Raw genomic sequence first — 22,896 nt, forward strand, 5'->3', positions numbered from 1 at the left:
ACACGTATTCCCAATGCGCGGCACAGGCTGGCGAGTGGGCGATATCACCTGCCCTGAATGTGATCGGGCTATCGTAGCGGCTCTGTCTAGAAGGCTGGCGGAGAGCACGGAGGCCGCTCTGCTTAGAGAGCTGGCGAACGCGCCGGAGGCCGCCCATGGCTGACCGCCCCCAGCGCGTCTTGGTCGCCTGCGAATTCTCCGGCACCGTGCGCGATGCGTTTCTGGCGCGCGGCTTCGACGCTTGGAGCTGCGATCTGCTCGCGGACGAGCGCGGCAGCAATCGGCACATCCGCGGTGACGTGCGCGACATCCTCGGGGACGGCTGGGATCTGCTGATCGTGGCACACCCGCCTTGCACGCGGCTGTGCAACAGCGGCGTGCGCTGGCTGTCGGCCCCGCCGCCGGGTCGCACCCGTGCCGAAATGTGGGCCGAGCTGGACGAAGGCGCGGCGCTGTTCTCGACGCTGTGGAACGCGCCGATCCCGCATGTCGCGGTGGAGAACCCGGTGATGCACAAGCACGCCAAGGCGCGGATCCGCAACTATGCCGCACCGGCGCAGTCGGTGCAGCCGTGGCAGTTCGGGCATGGCGAGACGAAGCGCACATGCCTGTGGCTGCGCAACCTGCCGCCGCTTCGGCCCACGCTGATCGTGGCGGGCCGCCAGCCGCGCGTTCACCACATGTCTCCGGGGCCTGACCGCTGGCGCGAACGGTCGCGGTTTTTCCCCGGCATCGCCGCCGCCATGGCTGACCAGTGGGGCGATCACATCGCCCAGAGCGAGGAGCGCGAGGCAGCATGAGCTACGCCGAAACCACCAAGGTGCCGTTCGACAACAGCATCGCCGAGATCGTGGGCATCGTCCGCAAGTGCGGCGGCACCCAGATCGTGCAGGCCGACCTGGGCGACCATTTCGTGCTGCAGTTCACCCTGACCGGCCGGATGATCCGATTCCGCGTCGCGTTCCCGACAGACGCCCAGATCGCTGAGATGATCGGCCCCCGCCAGGATCCTGTGCGGTTCGCCGAGCAATGGCGCCGCCAGCGCGGCCGCGCGCTGCTTCTCGTCATTAAGGCGAAGTTCGAGAGCGTGGTCAGCAACGTCGAGACGGTCGAAGAGGCGTTCCTGGCCAATGTCGTCATGTCCGACGGCCAGACGCTGTACGACAGGGTGCGCGAGCCGATCGCACTCGAATACCAGTCCGGCGCGCCTTCGCCGCTGCTGATTAGCGGGCCGCCGTCGGGAGGGCGCGCATGATCCCCCGCCTCACCTTCTACCGCTGGGGCGGCCACGACGACGAGTGCGACAGCTCCGTCGACGGGCGCGGCGTCGAGCTGCGCTGGCTCGGCCTCTACATCGAACTCAACTTTGGACGACGGAAATGAGATCGCCCCGCCTTCTGGACAGCGCAGCCGCTGCCGATCGGCTCGGGATCAGCGAGCGCACCTTGCGCGACCTGCGCAAGCGTGGCCTGATCCGCTACGTCGCCGTGACGGAGCGCAAGATCATGTATCGACCCGAGGACTGCGAATCGTACATCGAAGGCCGAACGAAGATCGACACCCCGGCGGAGGCGAACCGATCGGCGCGCCCCCAGCCCGCACGCCGGCGGCCCGGTAACGTCGTGCCATTCACGGCAATGGCGAGATGAGCGTCTATCGAGACCCGCGCTCGCCTTACTGGGTGTACGAGTTTCAGTTCCGCGGGCGCCGTTACAAGGGCTCCACCGGCTGCAAGGCCAAGCGCGACGCCGAACGGTTCGAGCGCGAGGAAAGACGGCGTGTCGCCCTCGGAGACGACATCAAGCGCAGCCTCACGCTGGATGAAGCCTTCGGGCTTTGGTGGGAGGCGCGCGGGCGGCATCACGCCAGCCAGGCGACAGAGAACTATCAGCTGAAGAACCTGCTCGCCGGGCTGGGCAAGACCACCGCCCTGGCCGACTTGGGCATGGTCGAGCTCAATCACTACGTCGCGCGCCGGAGGGCGAGCGTGGCCGATTCCAGCGTCAACCGTGAAGTCGAGCTGCTCCGCCGCGTCGTGCGGTACCTGGCGGCCTTGAAGGCCTATGAGACGCCGGAGATCGAATGGGGCCAGCTGCTGCTGAAAGAGCCCAAAGAGCGTGTCCGAGAGCTTTCCGCCGACGAAGAGGCGGCGCTGTTCGCCCAGCTGCCGGATGATCTTGCGGCGGTCGCAGAGTTCGCCCTGCTGTCCGGTCAGCGCCGGACGTCGGTCATCACCCTGCTGTGGAGCAAGGTCGATCTTGCAGGCCGCCGCGCCGAAGTCCGCGTAAAGGGCGGCGGCTGGCACAGCTTCCCCCTCACCCCCGGATGGTGGCGATAATCGCGAACCGCCCGAAGGTCGCTCCGCAGGTCTTCACTTACGACTGCCGCCGGACAGCACCGCCACGCGCCGGCCGACCGAAGCGGATCAAGGGGCAGCGATACCCCTTCAGCAAACAGGGCTGGATGCGGGACTGGCGGCGTGCGCTGACCAACGCGGGAATCGAGGACTTCCGGTTCCATGACCTCCGGCACACGGCGGCGACCCGGGTTGTGCGCTCGAGCGGCAACCTGAAGGCGGCGCAACGGATGCTCGGGCACACCGATATCGCGACAACCGCGCGCTATGCCCACGTGATCGAAGACGACCTCCGGCGCATCATGGATGCGGCCCACTCCCCGAATAGTCCCCGACAGGTGAACGAGGCCACCGATGAAAACCGCAGAAAAGCGTGACTTTTTGGGGTGTGGCGGGGCTGCTCCCAAAGCAGATGCGCTACCAGGCTGCGCTACTCCCCGACACGGGACCGTCCAGACAGGATCGCACGCCTCATGCGCGTTTCGCCCGCCTGCCGCAAGCGTCCGGTGGTAGGCCCGGAGGGACTCGAACCCCCAACCTAGCCGTTATGAGCGGCCAGCTCTAACCATTGAGCTACAGGCCCGGCCCGGAACCCTGCCGATAGCGGAGCGGCGGCGCGACTGGCAAGGGAGGATCGGCGCGCGGCGGCCGTTCACCGCTCAGCGCTGCTCCAGTTCGGCGGCAGCGGCCGCCCCGGCGACCGCCGGCAGGGTCAGGGCGATGCGCTCCGCCTCGATCACCAGCCGTCCGCCCGCCGCCTCGGCCAGCCCGCGCACGAGCCTGAGCGTGAAGCCGAGGCCGAGCACCGGCGCATCGGGCCAGTCGCCATCGGGGCCGTGGGCAGGATCGAGCAGCGAGCGTTCGTCGCGCCCGGCGAGCACGGCAGGCCGCGACACGCTGAGCCGGATCTGGCCGATGATGCCGGGATCGAGCCGCGCCTCGACGGTCTCGCCCGCCCCGGCCAGCCCGACCATCGCGCCCAGCAGCCGCACGAGCATCCGTTCCGTCGACACCGGATCGGCGGTGATCGTCGGCAGATCGGGCGCGAGGCGGAGCGCAAAGGCGACGCCGCGCAGATCGGCCAGATCGCTGAGCGCCGGGCCGAGGCTGGCGAGCAGCGCGCCCAGATCAAGCGGCCTTGGCGCCAGGCGCAGCGCGCGTGCCTCGATCCGCGCGGCGGTTTCCAGATCGTCAATGGTCGCCAGCAGCGCGCGCCCCTCGCCCAATATCTCGGCCGCCAGCTGGCGGTAGCGCACATTGACCGGGCCCATGATCTGCTGCTCGATCAGCTCGGCAAAGCCGATGATCGCATTGAGCGGCGTACGAATCTCATGCGCCAGCTGGCGCAGCGCCTCGCCGGGCAGGCTGGTGCCGAACAGGCCGGGCAGCTCGGCCCGTTCGTCGAGCCGGGGCCGGCGCGCGCTGCCGCGATAACCGGAAAAGCGGCCGATCGCCGGGTCGAACACGGGCACGGCGGAAATCCGCCATTCGCCGCCAATCGCTCCCTCGCCCGCGAGCGTCAGCCGCGCGTCGCGGAACGAGGCGCGGCGGCGGAATGCCCCCGCCGCATGACCATCGACGCCGTGCGCGCTGGTTTCGTCAGCCGAGGCGATTGACAGGCCGATCACCGCACCGCGCGCGTCGAGATCGCACCAGTGAATCACCCCGTCAGGCCCGGTTTCGAACAGAAACTCGCGCACCCTGGCCGGCGGCGGCGCGGCAAATGCGGTGTCCGCTCGCCCCTCGCGGAACGCCGCGATGCGCGCGACCAGCTCGGCGATCGGCGGAGAAGCCCGGCCGGCCATAGCCTCGGTTTGCCCGGCGGGGCTGCCGGGGACGGTTTCGGGGTCGGCCTGCGCGTGATCGTCCGGCAGCGCGTCCGTCTCGCCTGCACCGCCCGCTTCCACGTCGATGCCCATGTCCTCGGAGCTGCCCGCCGCATCATTGGCAGGCACCGGCCCCGCCCCGATCATCAGATCGCTGGGGCCAAAGGCATCAAGGGCATGGCGCGCCTTGGGCCCAAGATCGCGGCGATGGCGCAGCAGCGCCCGGGCGATGGGCGACAGGCGCGGGATCATCACCGCCCAGGCTTCGTCGTCCATCGCGGCGCGCGCTAGGACAGGCGCTGCGATCGACGCCTCGTCCTCGGCAAAGAAATGCACGAGATCGGCGGGCACCGCCTCCCCGGCCAGCGCGAGTGCTGCGCCGCGCCGCGCCGCATCGGGCACCTCGCCCCGCCAGTCGCGCAGCCGGGCCAGCGCCTCGTCGCGGCGGGGCGATGAGGTGCGGTCCGCCTGCGCAAGCAGATCGACCAGCTGACGCCACAGCGCCAGCCGCTCTGTTCTGCCCGAGGCCGGCAGGCCAAGGACGGTTGCCAGACGGTCGTCGAATCGCACCCTTACACCCCTTGGCGGCCAGCAAGGGCCGCGCCGCGAACGATAAGCCACGGAAACCGGGCGCAACAGGGGGGAAAGTGCGCCGTCACATTGTGGCACAATTGCGCTTGCCCGTAATATTCTTATAGATAGCGCATCATTTTGGAGAACAAGCTTACATGGCCGGCCCGGTGCTCGACGAAGTGGATTATGAAATTCTGGCAGCTCTTCAAGAGGATGGCCGAATTACCAATGTCGATCTCGCCGCGCGGGTCGGCCTGACGGCGCCGCCCTGCCTGCGCCGCGTCCGCAGCCTCGAGCAGCGCGGGGTGATCAAGGGCTATCACGCCCGGCTCGATCCGACTTCGCTCGGCTATGGGATCAGCGTGTTCGCGATGGTCAGCCTGCGCAGCCAGGCAGAGGCGGACCTGCAGGCGTTCGAGGAGCATGTGACCAACCTGCCCGAGGTGCGGGAATGCCACATGCTGAACGGCGAGATCGATTTCATCCTGAAGATCGTCTCGCCCGATTTGCAGGAATTCCAGCATTTCCTGACGACGAAGCTGACGACCGCCCCCAATGTCGCGAGCGTCAAAACGTCGCTCACCATCCGCACGTCGAAGGACAGCCCGGGCGTCCCGGTGCCCGGCGGCACCCGCTCCGCCGCCTGACCGGCAGCTGCGTTTCCCGGCCGGGCACAGGCCCGGCCGGGGCTGCATGGCTCAGGCCTGCTGGTCGAGCCAGATCGTCCAGAACTTCGCGATTTCACCGCGCTGACCGGTCGCGACCTGGGCGAAAGCCTGGCGGGCCGCATCCTTCTGGCCAGCCCGGGCGAGCGCCATGCCGAGGCGCAGATTGGCGACATTGGCATCAACGCCGCCCTTCTGGATCGCGAGGCGATACAGCTCGGCGGCCTTGGCGAACTCGCCATAACCGAAAAACGCATCGGCGGTGCTGAGCGCGATCTTGCCATTGGCGGCGGTCGCCGCGCTGCGCTCGGCGGCGGGCAGCGACTTCTTGTCCTCGGGCACGCGGCTGGCGGCAAGGTTGCCGATCTCGTTGATCGCCTTGCTCGACTTGTCGAAGCTGCCCTTGGCCAGGCCTTCCTTGACGACGCCGTCGGCCTCGCCGGGCAGACCGACCTTGTCGGCCAGCAGCGCATATTCGAAATAGTCGCGCTCACCCGCGAGCGCCCCGGCCGCGCGCATCAGGCGCATCAGGTCGAGGTTGGTCTGGTCGTCCATCTTCTGGCTGTCGCCATAGATGACCAGCGCCGAACGCCAGTTTTCAGCGGTCGGGTAATCGACGATCTGCATCCGCGTCCAGCGGGCGACCTGGTCCATCATCTTCGCGCTGTAGGCGACCGATGAGGCCCGGCTGTACCAGTCGGCCGGAGCCTTGCGGCCGGCTGCCTTTTCAGCCTTCACGGCTTCGTCGAGCACGGCCAGCCCCTCGACCGTCTGGTTGGTGCGGAAATGGCTTTCCGCCAGCAGCAGCTCGATGTCGTGGCTGGGCAGCCCCTGGGCGGTGACGGGGGCATAGCCGGCCTGGCGGGCCTGGGTCAGCCGCTGGATCGCGCCCGCAAAATCCTTGTCCTGATAGGCGAACTGACCGGCGAAAAACGCAAACCGGCCCAGATCCGGCGTCGCGCCCGCGGAGCCGGAGTTCAGGATGTCGTTGAGCGCTTCCTTCTGCAGCGGCCGGTCGCTGGTGCCGAGGCCGATCTGCAGCTTGAACTGGCCGAGGAAGAATTTGTCATCGGCCTCGGTCGCCCCGGTCTGGGCGGCGGGCAGCGCCGCCTTGGCAGCCGCGAAATCCTTCGCCTCGATCGCCTTTTGCAGCGGGCCGGCGGCGGCGCGGAATTCCTTGCTCAGCTTGGGCGTGAACTTCGCTTCGCCCGCCGCTTCGGCCTTGCCCTTCTTCTGGGCCAGCGCCGGCTGGCCGGCCACGGCGCCCATGCCGATCGCGATTGCCGCGCCCAGCGCCAGTTTCGACACCAACTTCATCATGATCTCCTCCAGAACCCTGTTCGCCGGGTTTCCCCCGTCTCGGGCGGATCGATACCGTCCCGCCGCACCGCGAACAAGCAGCCACTTTCGCCCCCCGCCTGACCGCCGCGCAATGAACCTTGCTTGAACCCGGGGCCAAGCTTGGCTAACCGCACGCCCACGATGATCGCGATCATTTCTCCGGCGAAAACGCTCGACTATAAAAAGCCGATCCCCGGCCTGCCGGTGACCGCGCCGCGCTATGCCGCCGATGCGGCGCTGCTTGCGGGCGCGGCGGCGCGGCTGTCGCCGGAGCGGCTGTCGGCGCTGATGGGCATTTCGGACAATCTGGCGACGCTCAACGCCGAGCGGTTCCGCAACTTCGACACGCTGCCCGAGCGGCCGGCCATCTATGCCTTTGCCGGCGACGTCTATGCGGGGTTCGAGGCGCACAGCCTGGCGGAAGAGGCGATCCTGTTCGCCCAGGATCATCTGCGCATCCTGTCGGGGCTTTACGGCCTGCTGCGCCCGCTCGACGCGATCCGGCCCTACCGGCTCGAAATGGGCACCAAATGGGCGCCCGAGCGCGGCGATCTCTATGGCTATTGGGGCGACCGGGTCGGCGGGCTGCTGGCCACCGATCTCGACGCGCAGGATGACCGCGTGGTGATCAACCTGGCCAGCCGCGAATATTGGCACGCGGTCGAGGCCGCCCCGCCGGCGGGCGCGCGCATCATCACCGTCGATTTCCGCGAACAGGGCCCGGCGGGCCTCAGGTTCAACAGCTTTGCCGCCAAGCGTGCGCGCGGGATGATGGCGCGCTTCATGTGCGAACACCGGCTGACCGAGGCCGAGGCACTCAAGGGCTTCGACACCGACGGCTACCGGTTCGACGGCGACGGATCGACCGACACGCTGTGGCGGTTCGTGCGGACATGAGCCGCAGCGCGGTCGTCATCGGCGCGCGCGGCGGCATTGGCGGCGCGCTGGCGGCGGCGCTGGTCGAGGAAGGCCAGTTTGCAACCGTCCATGCGCTGGCGCGCCCCGACATCGACATCCTCGACGAAGCCAGCATCGCTGCAGCAGCGGCACGCGTGGCTGCCGGCCCGCCGCCCGCGCTGGTGATCGTCGCCACCGGCCTGCTGCATTCGGCAACACGCGGGCCGGAAAAAAGCCTGAAGGAACTCGACGCCGCCTGGCTGACCGAGGTGATCGGCGTCAATGCGATCGGCCCGGCGCTGGTCGCCAAGCATTTCCTGCCGCTGCTGCCGCGAGGCGAGCGCACGGTGTTCGCCGCGCTGTCGGCGCGGGTGGGCAGCATTTCCGACAACCGGCTGGGCGGCTGGTATGGCTACCGCGCCGGCAAGGCGGCGCTCAACCAGCTGATCCGCACGCTGTCGGTTGAGATGAAGCGGCTGAACGACCGCGCGATCGTGATCGGCTTGCATCCGGGCACGGTCGACACCCGCCTGTCGCAGCCGTTCCAGAAGAATGTCGCCCCCGGCCAGCTGTTCGACGCGGAGCGCGCCGCCGTCCAGCTGCTCGACGTGATCGAGGGGCTGGGCGTCAAGGACAGCGGCAATCTGATCGCCTGGGACGGGGTGACGATCACGCCCTAAGCGCGCGCGCCGGCCTATGGCCGGGGCGGACCGGCCGGGGCTGACGGGACAAGCCTGTGGATAAGCCTGTGGGCCGGGTGCCGGCGGCGGCCTCAGGGACGGCGCGGGGGTGGCGTTCCCCCGCCACAGCCGCTAAGCCCAAGGGCAGGTTCCACCATTTTTGAAAGCGCAACGCCTTGAGCAGCGACGACACCGTCATCGCCGAACCGTCCGACATTCGACCGATCAGCATCGTCGATGAAATGAAGTCGAGCTATCTCGACTATGCGATGTCGGTGATCGTGGCCCGTGCGCTGCCCGATGTGCGCGACGGGCTGAAGCCCGTTCACCGCCGCATCCTCTATGCCTGCCAGGAAGCGGGCTATGTCGCGGGCAAGCCTTATCGCAAGTGCAGCCGCATCGTCGGCGACGTCATGGGTAAATATCACCCGCATGGCGACGCCGCGATCTACCTGACCCTCGCGCGCATGGCGCAGGACTGGTCGATGCGGGTGACGCTGATCGACGGCCAGGGCAATTTCGGGTCGATGGACCCCGATGAACCGGCGGCGATGCGCTATACCGAAGCGCGTCTCGCCAAAGTCGCGGGCAGCCTGCTTGAGGATCTCGACAAGGACACCGTCGATTTCCAGCCCAACTATGACGCGTCGGAACGCGAGCCGCAGGTGCTGCCGGCGCGGTTCCCGAACCTGCTCGTCAACGGCGCGGGCGGCATCGCGGTCGGCATGGCGACCAACATTCCGCCGCACAATCTGGGCGAGGTCATCCGCGCCTGCCTTGCCTATATCGACAATCCGGCGATCAGCCTGGAAGAGCTGATGGCGATCGTGCCGGGGCCGGATTTCCCGACCGGGGCGATCATCCTTGGTCAGGCGGGGGCGCGCGCCGCCTATCAGCAGGGTCGCGGGTCGGTCATCGTCCGGTCGCGCCACGAGATCGAGGAAGGCCGGGGCGACCGGCGCTCGATCGTGCTCACCGAAATTCCCTATCAGCAGGGCAAGAATGCGCTGGTCGAGCGGATCGCCGAAGCAGCCAAGGACAAGCGGATCGAGGGCATTGCCGACATCCGCGACGAATCCAACCGCATGGGCGTGCGCATCGTCATCGACCTGAAGCGCGACGCGACGCCCGAAGTGGTACTCAACCAGCTGTGGCGGCACACCCCGGCGCAGCAGAGCTTTGCCGCCAACATGCTCGCCATTCGCGGCGGCCGGCCCGAGCTGCTGACGCTGCGCGAGATCATCCAGAGCTTCATCCAGTTCCGCGAGGAGGTGATCACCCGCCGCTCGAAGTTCGAACTGGCAAAGGCGCGCGAACGTGCGCACCTGTTGCTCGGCCTTGTCATCGCGGTCACCAATCTTGACGAGGTGGTGCGGATCATCCGTGGTTCGGCCAGCCCCGCCGAGGCGCGCGCCGCGCTTCTCGCGCGCGACTGGCCGGTCGCTGAAATCGCCCCCTATATCCGGCTGGTCGAGGCGATCGACCATGAGGTGGAGGGCGACACCTACCGCATGTCCGAAGCGCAGGTGCGCGCGATCCTCGATCTGCGCCTGCACCGTCTGACCGCGCTCGGCCGCGACGAGATCGGCGACGAGCTGAAGCAGCTCGCCGCCAATATCGGCGAGCTGCTGGCGATCCTCGCCGACCGGGTGAAGCTCTATGCGGTGATGCGCACCGAGCTGGAAGCGGTCGCCGCCGAGTTCGCGACGCCGCGCCGCACGCAGATCGCCCCCGCCGCCGACGGCATCGAGGACGAGGACCTGATCGAGCGCGAGGACATGGTCGTCACCGTGACCCTGGGCGGCTATATCAAGCGCACGCCGCTCGATGCGTTCCGCGCCCAGAAGCGCGGCGGCAAGGGCCGGGCCGGCATGGCCACCAAGGACGAGGATGCGATCACCAACCTGTTCGTCACCTCGACGCACACGCCGGTGCTGTTCTTCTCCAATCTCGGCCGGGTGTACCGGATGAAGGTGTGGCGCCTGCCCGAAGGCGGGCCGAGCACGCGCGGGCGGCCGATGATCAACCTGCTGCCGCTGGCAGAGGGCGAGACGATCGCCACCGTGCTGCCGCTGCCGGAGGACGAGGCCGAATGGGGCCGGCTGCACGTGATGTTCGCGACCGCGCGGGGCAGCGTGCGCCGCAACAGCATGGATGCGTTCGCCAACATCCCGTCCAACGGCAAGATCGCGATGAAGTTCGAGGGCGAGGACGCCGATGACCGGCTGATCGGTGTCGCGCTGCTCGAGGAAGGCGATGACGTGCTGCTGGCGACCCAGTCCGGCAAGGCGATCCGCTTTGCCGCCGACGAGGTGCGCGAGTTCCAGAGCCGGTCGTCGACCGGGGTGCGCGGCATCACGCTCAAACCCGGCGACGAGGTGATGTCGCTGTCGACGCTGCACCGCGTCGGCGTGGCCGATCAGGACGAGCGCGAGGATTATCTGCGCCACGCGCCGTGGAAGGGCGAAGACCCCGACCGCGCGCCGCGGCGGATGGACGATGCGCGCTATGCCGAACTGGTCGCGCGCGAACAGTTCGTGCTCACCGTCTGCGCCAATGGCTATGGCAAGCTGTCGAGCGCCTATGAATATCGGCGCACCGGCCGCGGCGGCCAGGGTATCGTCAACATCGACAATATCGAACGCAACGGCCCGGTGGTCGCCAGCTTCCCGGCCACGACCGCGCACCAGATCATCCTGGTGACCGATCAGGCGAAGATGATCCGCATCCCGCTCGACAGCCTCAGGGTGATCGGGCGCGGCAGCGCCGGCGTCAGGCTGTTCGACGTCGCCGCCGACGAACATGTGGTCGGCGCGGCGCGGATCGAGGAAAGCGACGAGCCGGAAGACACCGCAGACGCGGGTGCTGCCGAAGGCGCCGCCGGACCGGACGGGGCGCAGGACGGGACGGGCGGCGACGCGTGATGCGGCGCCGCAGCACCGCCCCGGCAGGGCTTGCCGCCCTGATGCCGGCAGTGCTGCTGCTTCTCGCCGCGCCGCTGCGGGCGCAGACGCCGGCACCGGCGGCACCAGCACAGGCAGCCCCGGCCCCAGCCGACGACATCATCGTGTCCGCCCGGCTGTCGGGCGCACCAATCTGGACCGCGACCCGCGACGGGCGCAGGCTGGTGCTGGTCGGCGCGCTGGAGCCGGTGCCCAAGGGGCTGGACTGGAATGTCGTGCCGCTCGAACAGGCGGCGGCCCGCGCGGACCGGGTGCTCTATCCGGTCAGCGCGTCCTTTTCGGTCGGCGATGTGTTCCGCCTGCTGTTTCGCGGCGGCAAGATCACCGATCTGCCCAAAGGCCGGACGATCGCGGACTATCTGCCCCCGCCGCTGATGGCCCGGCTGGAACGGGTGATGGCGGCGGAAAAATCGGATGAATGGCGCCGCAAAAGCCCCGTCATCCTCGCCTTCCGCCTGCTTGGCCGCCATGCCGGGCTGGCGCGCGGCGGACGGTCGATCCGCGACGTCGTGGCCGATTCCGCCCGCCGCGCGGGCGTGCCGGGGCGCAGCATCGGCACGGTGCGCGGCAAAGAGGTGATCGACAATCTGATGGCGCAGGATCCGGCCGCCTATCGCGACTGCATGGCCGCGAGCATCGCGGCGGCCGAGGCCGGGCGTGACGCCGCCGCTGACCGCGCCGATGCCTGGCGCGCGCGCGACATCCCTGCCCTGCTTGCCGATCCGCTCGACACCGCGCTCAGCCGCTGCTGGCCCTGGGCGGATCCGGCCATCGGTCCAAGGCTCAAGCGCAACTGGACCGACGCGCTCGACACCGCGCTGGCCGCCCCTGGCACGACCCTGGCCGTGGCACCTGCCCGGCTTGCCGCCGAACCGGGGGGGCTGCTCGACCGGCTGGCAGCTGCAGGCTATGCGGTCGACGGGCCGCGCTGGCGCGACTGACGCGGGCCGGGCCGGCCGGTCAGCCCAGCTTGCGGCCCACCCAGACGACGCGGCCGATGATGTTGATGTCTTCAGCCGGGCAGTCCGGCCAGGACGGATAGGCGGGATTGTCGCTGCGCACGGCAACGCGGCCGCCGACCGGGTTGAGCGCCAGCCGCTTGACCATCAGCGCATCTTCGAGCCTGAGCACATAGACGCCGTCGCGCAGGCGCTCGGCCCCGTCGCTGCGGTCGATCATGATGTCGTCGCCGTCCGCCAGCGTCGGCTGCATCGAATCTCCCTGCACGCGGATGATCGACAGCCGCTCGGCCGGCGCGCGCGTCAGCCGGCGCAGCCAGGCGCGGTCGAAGCTCATCGGATACAGCGGCTGTTCGCGGTCGATCACCGCCCCCGCCCCTGCCGATGCCCCGATATCGAGCCGGGCGATGGGCAGCAGCCGTTCGGCACCGGTTTGCATCGCGCCGCTGGCATCGGCCGCGCCCAGCACCGTCTCGCTGACGCCGAAATAACGGGCGAGCGTGCGGCGATCATCGCCGTCCAGCTTGCGCGGCACGCCGCGCTTGATGAACTGCTGGATATAGGCGGCGTTGCGGCCGATCAGGCGGGAAATGCCGGCATAGTCCTCGCCACGGGAGCGGATCAGGCGGTCCAGCTCGGCACGCGGATCAATGCTGGTCATATCCTCATCTATCATAGGCATTACCCTATACCAACAGGGTTTTGACGATCCATGCCCTGATCGGGGGACCGCGCGCACATGCCGGGGAGTCGCGCCCAGAATAGCCATTTTGCGCACCTCTGTCCGCCTGTCGCGTCCAGAGTCGAGCCATTCGCGCCCCGCCTCCGCCGGTCGGTGCCGGATCCGATCTTTCTGCCGTGCCGGTGCCGCCCGACCCACAAATGGTTAACCGAACGTCCAGTGTGACTGCGATGTCACAATATTGGTTAAACTTACCGCTTCCGCATTCTGAATCGCCCCCGCGCCCCCGGCGCCGCTCCCCGCCTTTCTATGATGCCAGGAGTTTTGACAGCCTGAGGCAGGATTTTGGAATGAAGACGACGGTTTGGTTGGCATCGGTGGCAATCGGCTCGCTCATGGTGCCGGTCACGGGTGCCCTGGCGGCGGCCGACACGGCATTAGCCCACAGCGAGGCTTCCGAAGCTGCGGAGCCGCAGGATGCCAAGAATGCGCCGCCGGCCGAGATTTTCTCCACCGGCGTTGCCAAGGGCCGCGACCGGCTGGACAGCGCCACCTCGACCAGCTCGCTGCGCGCGACCGAGATCGAGAAGTTCGGCGCCCGTTCGCTCGCCGAAGTGTTCCGCAACATCCCCGGCATCCGCGCCGAAGCGATCGGCGAGGGCCTGGGCAACTACACGATCCGCGGCCTGCCGCTCGCCTCGAGCGGTTCGAAGTGGCTCAACTTCCAGGAAGACGGCCTTCCGGTCGTCGAGTTTGGCGACCTTAATCTGTTGACGCCTGACTCGCTGATGCGCTTCGACCTCAATGTCGGCCAGATCGAGACCATCCGTGGCGGTTCGGCCTCGACCTTCGCGTCCAACTCGCCGGGCGGGGTGATCAACCTCATCTCCAAGACCGGCGATGTCGAAGGCGGCGCGCTGCAGGCCTCGACCGGCATCGACTATCAGGATTACCGCGTCGACTTCTCCTATGGCGCGCGCCTCAGCGAAACCGTCCGCTTCCATGTCGGCGGCTATTACCGCGAGGGCGAAGGCCCGCGTGACAATGGCTTCACCGCCTATCGCGGCGGCCAGATCAAGTTCAACATCACCAAGGACCTGCCGACCGGCTATATCCGCCTGTACGGTAAGTATCTGAGCGACCGCACCCCGCTTTACCAGGGCGTGCCGATCGCGGTGACCGGCACCAACGAGGATCCGCGCTATTCGAACGTCGCGGGCTTCGACGCGTCGCGCGACGTGCTCCAGGGTCGCAACATCAGCAACTATGTGATCCCGAACGGCCAGAACAACCTCACCCGGTTCGACGCGCGCCAGGGCATCAACCCGACCGTCAAGTCGATCGGCCTTGAGGCGCAGTTCGACGTCGGCGACTGGACCATCACCGAACGCTTCCGTTATTCCGACATCGGCGGCAGCGTGCAGATCGCTCTGCCGCTGGCGACGGCGCCGGCCCCGCTGCTGATGGGCGCACTCGGCGCGCCGGGGGGCCGCCTGCGCTATGCCAATGGCGACCGCGCCGGCCAGCTGGTCGCAAACCCCGCGACGATCAACGGCAACGGCCTGCTGGTCAACAACATGCTCTTCAACACCCAGATGAAGAACATGGACAACATCACCAACGACCTGCGCGCCAGCCGCGTGTGGAAGGCCGGTGCTGGAGAGCTGACAACGACCGTTGGTCTCTACACGTCGCGCCAGTCGGTGTTCAACGACTTCCTGGGTTCGAGCATCATCAATGATGTGCGTGGCGGTGGCAACACGGCGCTGGTCGACCTGATCACCGCCGGCGGAACCCAGCTGACCCAGGGCGGTTTCTTCAACTTCAACGGCACGGTCGCGGCAAGCTTTGATGCGGACTATCAGGTCCTCGCGCCCTATGCCTCGGTCAACTACAAGGTCGGCAAGTTCTCGTTCGGCGGCAGTGTCCGCTTCGATCGCGGCAATGTCGAGGGCCAGGCCTTTGGCTACACGATCGGTGCGACCAACCTGCCGACCCGCCCCGTCGACATCAACCGCGACGGGACGATTTCGCCGGCCGAAACCCGCACCACGCGGTTTGACTTCAATGCCCCGTCGCTGGTCGACTATAACTACAACTATGTCAGCTATTCGGCGAGCGTGAACTACCGCGCGTCGGACTCGCTGGCTGCCTTTGCCCGCTACAGCCGCGGTGGCCGTGCGGCGGCTGACCGCATCCTGCTGACCCCGGCGATCAATCCGGTGACCGGCCGACTGGCGGCGGGCGAGGACGGCTATGACGCCGTCACCCAGACCGAGCTGGGCCTGAAGTTCCGCAAGTCGAACGTCACGCTGAACGTCACCGGCTTCCTTGCCGACACCAGCGAGAGCAACCTGCAGGTGACCTCGAACGCGGCAGGCGACACCATCGCGGTGCTGCTTGCCCGCGATTACCGGGCCTATGGTCTGGAGTTTGAAGGTGCGGTCACCTTCGGCGGGTTCAGCCTGACGGCCGGTGCCACCTACACTAAGGCGGAAATCCGCGCCGACCGCACCCAGCCGCAGTTCGTCGGCAACACCCCGCGCCGTCAGCCGCACCTGATCTTCCAGGCGACGCCGCAGTACAGCACCGATCTGTTCACGGTCGGCGTCAATGTGGTCGGTCACACCGACAGCTACACCCAGGACCAGAACCAGCTGCGCCTGCCGGGCTTCACCATCGTGAGCCCCTTCCTGCAGGTGCGGCCGGCCGACCGGGTGACGGTGATGCTCAACGTCAACAATGTGTTCGACACCATGGGCATCGTCGAAATCTCGCAGGGCGCGCTACCGGCCACCGGCGTCGTGACCGGGCGAACGATCAACCCGCGCACCGTCTCGGCCGCGGTCCGGTTCAACTTCTGAGGAACGCCGTCCCGGTCGGGGCATAACGCCCAGGCCGAACGAAGAATGCGCGGGCCGCCACGGCGCGGCCCGCGTTTTTTTTGAGGAAGGCCCGGAGTGGCACCGCATGACGCGCTGCCGCCGGGGCCATAACACCGATCTTCCCCAAACCGAGCCACCGGACCGAAGCGCCAAAACCCCGCGAGATCGCCCAACTCGCTTGAGACTGGTTCCAAAATGGTCGCTTTTTCTGTGCGTTGACCGCCAATCCGGACGTTGATTGAAGCGCGGGAGATTGCCATGACCGCCGCAAACACAAGGGGGCGTAAATGCGCAGCGTTTCGGTCGCATCGGTTATTGCTAGTCTGTTTACCCTGGCGGCGTGCGGGGGTGGCGGTGGCGGGTCGGGTGTCAACCCTACGCCCGCGCCCCCGGTTGCGTCGCCCTCACCCAGTCCGAGCCCCGCCCCGGCACCAAGTCCTGCGCCAGCCCCGGCACCAAGTCCTGCGCCAGCCCCGGCACCAAGCCCTGCGCCCGCACCGGCGCCAAGCCCTGCGCCCGCACCGAGCCCGGCGCCGGCAGCGCCGCCACTCAACAACACATCCCTTGCCCCGATCCTGTTGTCCGACACCTTTCCGGCTGAAGCGTCGCGGGTGACGGCAACCTATTCTGCGGGCGGCATTGTCGCTGCCAACCGGCCGACGGCACCCGTGCCTTTGTCGGTCCAATACGATGCCTCGGCCCGCAGCTATGCGATCCTTTCGGGCCAGGATACGCTTGCGACGCTGCAGACACAGGGTTCGGGCGCCATCGACGGCAACCCGATCTTCGACGTGTTTCGCGCGATCGGCGGCCTTGTGACCAGCACATTGAGCCTCACGCGAACGGGCGAGACCAGCCGTTACGGCACCCGCTTCGTGGCCGGCGGCACCCTGCAGAACAGCGAACCATTTGCCGGATCGACTCTCAACCAGCTGACGAGTTTCGTATTCGGCCTGCGAACAGCGGAGGCTGAGGTGCCGCGCACGGGCAGTGCGAGCTTCGGTGTCGGCCTCCTGGGCGCGCTGACCGGGTTGAATGACTTTCAGCCCATCACCGGCAGCGGGCTGCTGACACTCGATTTCAGCACCGGCCGCACCACCGGCAATGGTGTCGCATCAACCCGTTTCGCAACCTTCTCGGGCTTTTCATCCCCCAGCTATTTCCGGTGGTCGACAAACGGCAACTTCTCGGTGGCATCGAACAGGCTGCAGGGAGACATCCAGCTCGAGCTCAATCCGGGATCGCCTTTGCCGGGAACGATCGAAGGCCGGCTGTTCGGCCCGTCGGGCAGCGAGCTGGGGGCGTCGTTCAGCGCCGGCTTCGGCCAGCAGATGGCGGCAGGCACATTGACCGGCACGCGCGGCACAGCCGCGCCGGCATTTGAAACGCTTGCAACGCTGCTATCGAACACCAGTCTGCAGCAGTTGGAGACGGAGGTTCTTTACGACGCGTCGGCAACTGCCGGGCGGTTCACGGCCACTGGCGTCCGGCCGATATCACAAAGCGAAATCCGCATCCGCACGCTTGGCCCAGACGCGCAGGCGATCGAAATGTTCGCAAACCCGCTGACGCCGGCAACACGGGTCGATGCACTGTCGGACCCGCTGTTCGTCGCCTATCGCAACACCGGCACAACCTTCCCCACCGTCCGAACGACGCGGCTTTATCGTTACATGACGCCGAACCCGGAACTGGCGCTGACCTACTCGACGTTCGCCATGACCGAAATGGACCTGGGCAACCAGTTCATTGACTATACGACGGTTTTCGGGCTCGCAACCGGGTTCGTTAATGCACCGCGTAGTGGCAGCGGCGTCTATCAGGGCGTGCTTCATGGCACCGCTGTTGGTGCCGGTCCGGATGGCGACAGGTTCAGCCTGCAGGGTAGCGCCCGGCTTGAGTTCGACTGGCAGGCGCAGACGATCGGTGGGCGGCTTTCGCCGGTCGCCACCAACCTGCGCACCAGAACCGCAACGCCGCTCGGCGACTTTACGCTGCGCGGTTCAACCCCGTTCCTGTCGGCTTCGTTCGATGCGGTCATCAGCGGACAGCCAGGTGCTGCGGGTCGGCTGAAGGGCGCGTTCTACGGCCCCAATGCCGAAGAGGCCACGGGTGCGTTCTCGCTGTTCACGCCGGGCGCGGGCACCGTGCTCGCAGCGCAGGGCGCGGTCGCGACCCGGCTGATTTCAACCGGCCCGTCATCGGGGCAGCCGGTGGGAACACCGCCACCCCGGGTTCCGCTGACCGAGCCATGGCCGACACCGCTCAATCCCGGCCTCGACAACCTGACGGCGAGCGAGACCTTCCTGGCCGATGCAAGACGGGCGAGTCTCTTCTACCCCTTCTCCGGAACCAGCGCTCTGACTTCGGAGGAAGGGCAACTTACCGTCAGCTTCGATGCGGCAACGGGCAGCTACACGGTATCGTCGCCCGGCTCCCCTGCCCTGCCGGCAGCCAGCGAGACCTTCGCACCCGCGACGCGCGACATTGCCGCCAGCAACTCTGGCACGACCATTTTCCGGACCGCCAACGGTAGCACGCGCAACGAACTTAGGCTGAGCGTGGCGGGCGCCCAGGGCCTGATCGGAACCCGCCATGTTGGTGGGGGCATCTGGCGCCAGATCGACACTCAGGGCGGTATCGAACGCAACACGCTGCACGGGTTCACCTTTGGCTATCGCACCCCGAATGTCGACATCCCCCGAGCCACGGCGGCCGATTTTGCAATCGCGATCGAAGCACTGCAGCCGATGCAGGACGGACTGCGCCTGCTGAACGGCACCGGCATGCTCCGCATCGACTGGGCATCGGGACAGATGGTCGGTGTCGGGACCTCAATCGTCCGGGGTGAACTTGACAATGGAGCACCCCGCGCAACGTTGGCGGGCTTCACGCTGGAGGGGCGCACGACGTCGATCAATCTTTTTCAGACGTCGCTGAGCATCCGGAATGTATCGTCGGCCTTCGGCCAAGGCTATTTCTATGGCCCGGGCGGCAGCGAACTGGGGAGCGCGCTGACCTTTGGTACGGGAGGTGCACCGGGAACGGTGTTCAGCGGCTATCTGATCGGCGCGCGCGGAACCAGCGCACCGCCGCCCGAGACGCTCGCCCGACTGCGCGATGCGGCCAGCCTGGACAGCCAGAGCGCCGGGATCGACTATGTGCGCGGCACGGGCAGTCCGACGACGGTCGGCCAGGCGTCGACCGTGCTGGATAGCGGCCGGGTCCGGTTGTTCCCCGGAACCGGCATCACCCAGTTCTCCCAACGCGATCTGCCGGCCGCAGCAGCAACCGAAGTCGGCCCGTCCAGCCGCGTGGCGGCGGAAAGCGATGCCCGCTTCACCACCTATCGCGTCACCGGCGGCAACGGGGTCACCACCTGGCGGGTCTATAACAGCGGTGCGGGCAATGATCAGCTTGCGCTGAGCTATGCCAGCTTCGCCCAGATGGAGTTTGCGGGAACGAACGGCGCGGCTGCGGACCGGTCGATCATGTTCGGCCTCGGCACACCGCTCGATCGCATTCCGCGCACGGGCAGCGCGACCTATAACGGGGTCGTCCACGGCACCGCCGCAGGGCTTGGTGCCGCAGGGCAAGACCGCTTCCTGCTGGCCGGAACCGGGCGGCTGGAGGTTGACTGGGCATCATTCGGCTTCGGGGCCACGCTGAACCTGAGCGCGACGAACCTGCGCACGAACACAAACGTCACCATGGATCCGCTGATCGTCAATAACGGGTCAATATCGGGCGGCAGCCTGTCGGGTATGTTTGGCGGCATATATTCGGGCGATTTCCGGGGCGCATTCTTCGGGCCCGATGCCAACGAGGCGGCGGCACATATGCGGTTCACGTCCACCCCGGCGGGGACGCTGCCGGGCCTGGCCGGCCAGGCCGCCTTTGTGGGCCGGCGGCAGTAAACCCGCATGCCAGGCTGGTTAGCGGCAGCGGCCTTCGCCGCCACCCAAAGCATGCCGGTCGCACCGGCGGCTGAACTGACGGGCCTCAACCCGGCCCAGCTGTTCGCGCTGGCGGAACGCGCCCGCGCGAATGGCCGGCCACGTGACGCGCAAACCCTGCTCGAAGCACTCACGACCGATCCTGACCCGGAAATCCGCGCGGAGGCGCGGTTCCGGCTTGCCGGGCTGCTGGAAGCGCAGGGCCGACGCGCCGAGGCGGCGACGCTGCTCCGCCGGATCCTTGATGAAAAACCTGACGCTGCGCGCGTGCGGGTGGAGCTCGCGCGGCTGTTGACGGCGATGGGTGACACCGGTGCGGCCGCGCGTGAACTGCGCCAGGCGCAGGCCGCCGGCCTGCCACCCGACATTGCCCGCATCGTCGATCAGTTCCGCACCGCGCTGCGCTCGCGCGCGCCGATCGGTGCCACTTTCGAGATTGCGATTGCGCCTGACAGCAACGTCAACCGGGCCACCGGTCGTCAGACGCTCGACACCGGACTGTTCCCGATCGAACTGAGCCCGGATGCCCGCGCCCGCTCCGGCATCGGTGTTGCGCCGTCGGGCCAGCTTTATCTGCGCCTGCCACTGTCGTCGCGCCTGAGCGTGCTTCCCCGCCTGAGTGGCAGCGCGCGGCTCTATGAGGAGGACAGTTTCAACGACATTCAGATCGAACCCAAAATCGGGCTCGAACACCAAGGCGCCGATGGCAGCCGTGTAACCCTGTCGGGCGGCCATGACTGGCGCTGGTTCGGCGGCTCCATCTTTTCACGTGCCCGCAGCGTGACGATCGACTGGCTGCGCCCGATCGGCCGCCGCGGGCAACTGACCGCGAGCGCCGGGACCAGCTGGGCACGCTTTCCGCGCAACAGCGGCCAGGACGGCACCGGCCATCAGATCTCGGCAACCTATGAGTTCGCGGTCAGCGCACGCGCCGGGGCTGCGCTGACCCTGAGCGGCGCACGGCAGGAAGCCCGGGATCCGGGATTCGCAAGCTGGTCCGGCGGCCTGTCGGCCCTCTATTTCCACCAGCTCGGCCGGGCGAGCCTGTTCGGATCGGCTGCCATCCGCCGGCTGGCGGGCGACGGCCCGCTGTTCATTTTCCCGCAGCCCCGGCGCGAATGGTTCCTGCGCGGGGTGGTCGGCGGCACGTTCCGCCAGCTGAGCGTGCGCGGCTTTGCCCCCGTCGTCCGTGTCGTGGCAGAACGCAACATCTCGACAGTCGGCTTGTTCGATTATCGCCGACTGGCGGTCGAGGCCGGCCTGAGCCGCACATTCTGACCATAGCGCGCCCGGCATGAAAGCGATCGGCGGAACCCGGCCGTTTCCGCAGCAGATCTAGGCCGCTTTCACGCCGGTATCGTCCGCGCCGCGCGAGAGCTGGCGCGAATAGACCCAGCCAATGCCGATCAGGCTGAAGCCGAGCGCCATGAAGCTGGCGATCCGCAGCAGGCCCTCGAGCCTTGCAGCGTCGATCAGAAACACCTTGATCACCGCCACCAGCATCAGCACCAGCGAGCCGATCCGCCAGCTGCGCGACGCGCGCAACGATCCCCACCAAAGGAAGCCAAGCGCCAGCAGGATCCCGATCAGCGAAATCAGCAGACTTTCGGTCGGCCCGATGCCGTGCGCGGTCAGCACAGATCCGGCGAAGGCCTGCCGGAGGAGCGAGAAAGCGAGCAGCGTAATCAGCACCATTGCCGCCGCATCGCCTGCGGTCCGGGCGGCGGGAGGCGCGTCATCCCATTGCCGGTGCCCGATCCGGAGCGCGACGATCGCGGCCAGATAGGCCGGGGGCAGCCAGTTAACGATTGGGATCGGGCCGACATGCTGGAGTGCCCATAGCGGATTGTGGAGGAACAGGGTGAACATCGCGAAATGCGCCAGCGCCGCTGTCGCAAGCCCCAGGCTGACGGGGCGTCGCAGCCCTGCCGGCAGGCTCCGTCCGGCGGCATAGGCCCCCGCGACCAGCAGGGCCTGCCAGATGCTGCGTTCGCCCATGCCATGGTCCTCGAACTGGACCGGCGAGGTGATGGCAAAGATCTGCTTGTAGAGGCTGTGGAGCGCGATCATGCCGGGAACCGCCAGTCCGGCCAATCCATGCGCGCGGAGGTTGGCCGGCAGATCCCGCCCCTTTGTCAGCAGCATCGCCAGCGCCACAACCAGCGGCGCGACACGCAGCACGATATCGAGCGGCTTGACGGCCGAGGTCACCATGAACGGGGCACCAGTGAGCGCCATGATCCCGCCAGTCGCCCATCCGATCAGCGGCTCCAGGCTCCAGATGGCCGTGATGGCGAGCGCGGTCCCCCATGCCGCCACGCGCTGCGGGACGACGACGAACAGTCCACTGGCGAAGATTGCGGCGATCCACGCCAGTGCCGCGCTCGGCAGCAGCTGCGCGGCAAGGCCGTAGCCGAGCGCCACGGCCAGCGTTTCTCCGACCGACCGTGACAGTGCGGGGCGGGAGAGGCGCGCCTTCGCGGCAAAGATCGTGCCCGCCGCCGCCCATCGCAGGCCGGCGCGCAGCATGTCCACGGGCTCGGCAAGGTTGCCAAGCTGGGACAGCTCCACACTGAAATCGGGCGTCACGGCCAGCGCGGTCAGCGCCATCGCCGCCCCCAGCCAGGCCGCCGCATGCAGCGCCGGCGCATCGCGGCGCGCCTCGCACCACAGCAGCGGACCAGTTGCTAAGAGTGCCATCGCCGGGGCCAGCCACGCGGGGGTGACGAGCAGCAGCGCACCGAACGCGAGCATCACCGCCGGGACGAGCACGGTCAGCACCGTGCGCGTCTCGCCTTCCTGCCCGCGGCGCCACATCAGCATGAAGGCTGTCGCCGGAATGACCGCCAGCACCGCAACGGTGGCCGCGAGCAGCGGCGCGAAATCATCAGCCTGCCCGAAGCCGAACCGGCCATAGATGGCCAGCGCCATGACCAGCGAGACCAATGACAGCTGCGCCAGATCGAGCGGCTGCGCGCGCCCACGCACATGGTGCGCGAGCGGGACGCCGGCGAAAATCGCCACCTGCGCAAAGGCGACCAGCGCGAAGAATCCGTCGTCGGGATCGGGCCAGACGAACAGCAGCCACAGCCCCAGCCCGGCGGTCACCAGCG

The 22,896-nt window shown here is 67.8% G+C and carries 18 protein-coding genes and 1 tRNA gene; 14 read left to right on the top strand and 5 right to left on the bottom strand.

Features of this window, described 5'->3' with window-relative positions; translation table 11 throughout:
* The first annotated feature begins 155 nt into the window (after positions 1-155).
* Genes GVO57_RS11085 through GVO57_RS11105 form a run of 6 tightly spaced genes read left to right on the top strand, consistent with a single transcriptional unit; the run spans position 156 to position 2,733 of the window.
* The gene (locus GVO57_RS11085) at positions 156-800 is read left to right on the top strand and encodes a hypothetical protein (RefSeq protein WP_160593185.1); all 645 of its coding nucleotides are present in this window, start codon (positions 156-158) and stop codon (positions 798-800) included.
* The gene (locus GVO57_RS11090; protein ID WP_160593186.1) at positions 797-1,255 is read left to right on the top strand and encodes a hypothetical protein; all 459 of its coding nucleotides are present in this window, start codon (positions 797-799) and stop codon (positions 1,253-1,255) included. The genes GVO57_RS11085 and GVO57_RS11090 overlap by 4 nt, the downstream gene beginning before the upstream one ends.
* Positions 1,252-1,383, top strand: coding sequence for a hypothetical protein (locus GVO57_RS15290; RefSeq protein ID WP_268830432.1), 132 nt, complete (start codon positions 1,252-1,254; stop codon positions 1,381-1,383). Before GVO57_RS11090 ends, GVO57_RS15290 begins: the two co-directional genes overlap by 4 nt.
* The gene (locus GVO57_RS11095) at positions 1,380-1,649 is read left to right on the top strand and encodes a helix-turn-helix domain-containing protein (protein ID WP_160593187.1); all 270 of its coding nucleotides are present in this window, start codon (positions 1,380-1,382) and stop codon (positions 1,647-1,649) included. The genes GVO57_RS15290 and GVO57_RS11095 overlap by 4 nt, the downstream gene beginning before the upstream one ends.
* On the top strand, positions 1,646-2,338 hold the full coding sequence (locus GVO57_RS11100; RefSeq protein WP_160593188.1) for a site-specific integrase: 693 nt from the start codon (positions 1,646-1,648) through the stop codon (positions 2,336-2,338). Before GVO57_RS11095 ends, GVO57_RS11100 begins: the two co-directional genes overlap by 4 nt.
* Positions 2,326-2,733: a tyrosine-type recombinase/integrase gene (locus GVO57_RS11105; protein ID WP_160593189.1), complete on the top strand. Its 408-nt coding sequence runs from the start codon at positions 2,326-2,328 to the stop codon at positions 2,731-2,733. Before GVO57_RS11100 ends, GVO57_RS11105 begins: the two co-directional genes overlap by 13 nt.
* Before the next feature lie 130 nt (positions 2,734-2,863).
* Here GVO57_RS11105 and GVO57_RS11110 read toward each other — a convergent pair.
* Together GVO57_RS11110 and GVO57_RS11115 are read right to left on the bottom strand one after the other, a co-directional pair.
* Positions 2,864-2,939, bottom strand: a tRNA-Ile gene (locus GVO57_RS11110).
* Between the two features lie 76 nt (positions 2,940-3,015).
* Positions 3,016-4,752, bottom strand: coding sequence for a sensor histidine kinase (locus GVO57_RS11115; RefSeq protein WP_160593190.1), 1,737 nt, complete (start codon positions 4,750-4,752; stop codon positions 3,016-3,018).
* Positions 4,753-4,910: 158 nt separating this feature from the next.
* Between GVO57_RS11115 and GVO57_RS11120 the strand changes: the two genes are divergently transcribed.
* Positions 4,911-5,402: an Lrp/AsnC family transcriptional regulator gene (locus GVO57_RS11120; RefSeq protein WP_160593191.1), complete on the top strand. Its 492-nt coding sequence runs from the start codon at positions 4,911-4,913 to the stop codon at positions 5,400-5,402.
* Positions 5,403-5,453: 51 nt separating this feature from the next.
* Here GVO57_RS11120 and GVO57_RS11125 read toward each other — a convergent pair whose 3' ends face one another.
* A complete protein-coding gene (locus tag GVO57_RS11125) occupies positions 5,454-6,740 on the bottom strand; it encodes a tetratricopeptide repeat protein (protein ID WP_160593192.1) in 1,287 nt (428 codons plus the stop codon).
* A 162-nt stretch (positions 6,741-6,902) separates the two neighbouring features.
* On the opposite strand from GVO57_RS11125, the gene yaaA reads away from it, so the two are divergent.
* From yaaA to GVO57_RS11145, 4 genes are all read left to right on the top strand, one after another.
* The gene (gene yaaA, locus GVO57_RS11130) at positions 6,903-7,658 is read left to right on the top strand and encodes a peroxide stress protein YaaA (protein ID WP_160593193.1); all 756 of its coding nucleotides are present in this window, start codon (positions 6,903-6,905) and stop codon (positions 7,656-7,658) included.
* A complete protein-coding gene (locus tag GVO57_RS11135; protein ID WP_160593194.1) occupies positions 7,655-8,338 on the top strand; it encodes an SDR family NAD(P)-dependent oxidoreductase in 684 nt (227 codons plus the stop codon). The genes yaaA and GVO57_RS11135 overlap by 4 nt, the downstream gene beginning before the upstream one ends.
* Before the next feature lie 176 nt (positions 8,339-8,514).
* The gene (gene gyrA, locus GVO57_RS11140; protein WP_233281350.1) at positions 8,515-11,262 is read left to right on the top strand and encodes a DNA gyrase subunit A; all 2,748 of its coding nucleotides are present in this window, start codon (positions 8,515-8,517) and stop codon (positions 11,260-11,262) included.
* Between the two features lie 41 nt (positions 11,263-11,303).
* Positions 11,304-12,242 (top strand): TraB/GumN family protein, encoded by a 939-nt coding sequence (locus GVO57_RS11145; protein WP_160593195.1) that lies wholly within the window; start codon positions 11,304-11,306, stop codon positions 12,240-12,242.
* Positions 12,243-12,261: 19 nt separating this feature from the next.
* Here GVO57_RS11145 and GVO57_RS11150 read toward each other — a convergent pair whose 3' ends face one another.
* A complete protein-coding gene (locus GVO57_RS11150; protein ID WP_160593196.1) occupies positions 12,262-12,921 on the bottom strand; it encodes a S24 family peptidase in 660 nt (219 codons plus the stop codon).
* A 371-nt stretch (positions 12,922-13,292) separates the two neighbouring features.
* Between GVO57_RS11150 and GVO57_RS11155 the strand changes: the two genes are divergently transcribed.
* The 3 genes from GVO57_RS11155 (at position 13,293) to GVO57_RS11165 (ending at position 21,061) form a co-directional block, all read left to right on the top strand.
* Positions 13,293-15,806, top strand: coding sequence for a TonB-dependent receptor domain-containing protein (locus GVO57_RS11155; protein ID WP_160593197.1), 2,514 nt, complete (start codon positions 13,293-13,295; stop codon positions 15,804-15,806).
* Positions 15,807-16,405: 599 nt separating this feature from the next.
* Positions 16,406-19,744 (top strand): hypothetical protein, encoded by a 3,339-nt coding sequence (locus GVO57_RS11160; protein WP_160593198.1) that lies wholly within the window; start codon positions 16,406-16,408, stop codon positions 19,742-19,744.
* Positions 19,745-19,795: 51 nt separating this feature from the next.
* Entirely contained in the window at positions 19,796-21,061 is a 1,266-nt protein-coding gene (locus GVO57_RS11165) for a surface lipoprotein assembly modifier (RefSeq protein ID WP_233281351.1), read from the top strand.
* Between the two features lie 57 nt (positions 21,062-21,118).
* Here the strand turns inward: GVO57_RS11165 and GVO57_RS11170 are convergent, their stop codons facing one another.
* The gene (locus tag GVO57_RS11170; protein ID WP_201752756.1) at positions 21,119-22,891 is read right to left on the bottom strand and encodes a DUF2339 domain-containing protein; all 1,773 of its coding nucleotides are present in this window, start codon (positions 22,889-22,891) and stop codon (positions 21,119-21,121) included.
* Between the last annotated feature and the right edge of the window lie 5 nt (positions 22,892-22,896).

It is taken from the genome of Sphingomonas changnyeongensis (assembly GCF_009913435.1).
Classification (GTDB): Bacteria; Pseudomonadota; Alphaproteobacteria; order Sphingomonadales; family Sphingomonadaceae; genus Sphingomonas_B; species Sphingomonas_B changnyeongensis.

Coding starts and splice junctions, on each gene's coding strand:
- GVO57_RS11085 (WP_160593185.1), top strand. CDS start 156: ATGGCTGACCGCCCCCAGCGCGTCTTGGTCGCCTGCGAATTCTCCGGC.
- GVO57_RS11090 (WP_160593186.1), top strand. CDS start 797: ATGAGCTACGCCGAAACCACCAAGGTGCCGTTCGACAACAGCATCGCC.
- GVO57_RS15290 (WP_268830432.1), top strand. CDS start 1,252: ATGATCCCCCGCCTCACCTTCTACCGCTGGGGCGGCCACGACGACGAG.
- GVO57_RS11095 (WP_160593187.1), top strand. CDS start 1,380: ATGAGATCGCCCCGCCTTCTGGACAGCGCAGCCGCTGCCGATCGGCTC.
- GVO57_RS11100 (WP_160593188.1), top strand. CDS start 1,646: ATGAGCGTCTATCGAGACCCGCGCTCGCCTTACTGGGTGTACGAGTTT.
- GVO57_RS11105 (WP_160593189.1), top strand. CDS start 2,326: ATGGTGGCGATAATCGCGAACCGCCCGAAGGTCGCTCCGCAGGTCTTC.
- GVO57_RS11120 (WP_160593191.1), top strand. CDS start 4,911: ATGGCCGGCCCGGTGCTCGACGAAGTGGATTATGAAATTCTGGCAGCT.
- GVO57_RS11125 (WP_160593192.1), bottom strand. CDS start 6,740: ATGATGAAGTTGGTGTCGAAACTGGCGCTGGGCGCGGCAATCGCGATC.
- yaaA (WP_160593193.1), top strand. CDS start 6,903: ATGATCGCGATCATTTCTCCGGCGAAAACGCTCGACTATAAAAAGCCG.
- GVO57_RS11135 (WP_160593194.1), top strand. CDS start 7,655: ATGAGCCGCAGCGCGGTCGTCATCGGCGCGCGCGGCGGCATTGGCGGC.
- GVO57_RS11145 (WP_160593195.1), top strand. CDS start 11,304: ATGCCGGCAGTGCTGCTGCTTCTCGCCGCGCCGCTGCGGGCGCAGACG.
- GVO57_RS11150 (WP_160593196.1), bottom strand. CDS start 12,921: ATGACCAGCATTGATCCGCGTGCCGAGCTGGACCGCCTGATCCGCTCC.
- GVO57_RS11155 (WP_160593197.1), top strand. CDS start 13,293: ATGAAGACGACGGTTTGGTTGGCATCGGTGGCAATCGGCTCGCTCATG.
- GVO57_RS11165 (WP_233281351.1), top strand. CDS start 19,796: ATGCCGGTCGCACCGGCGGCTGAACTGACGGGCCTCAACCCGGCCCAG.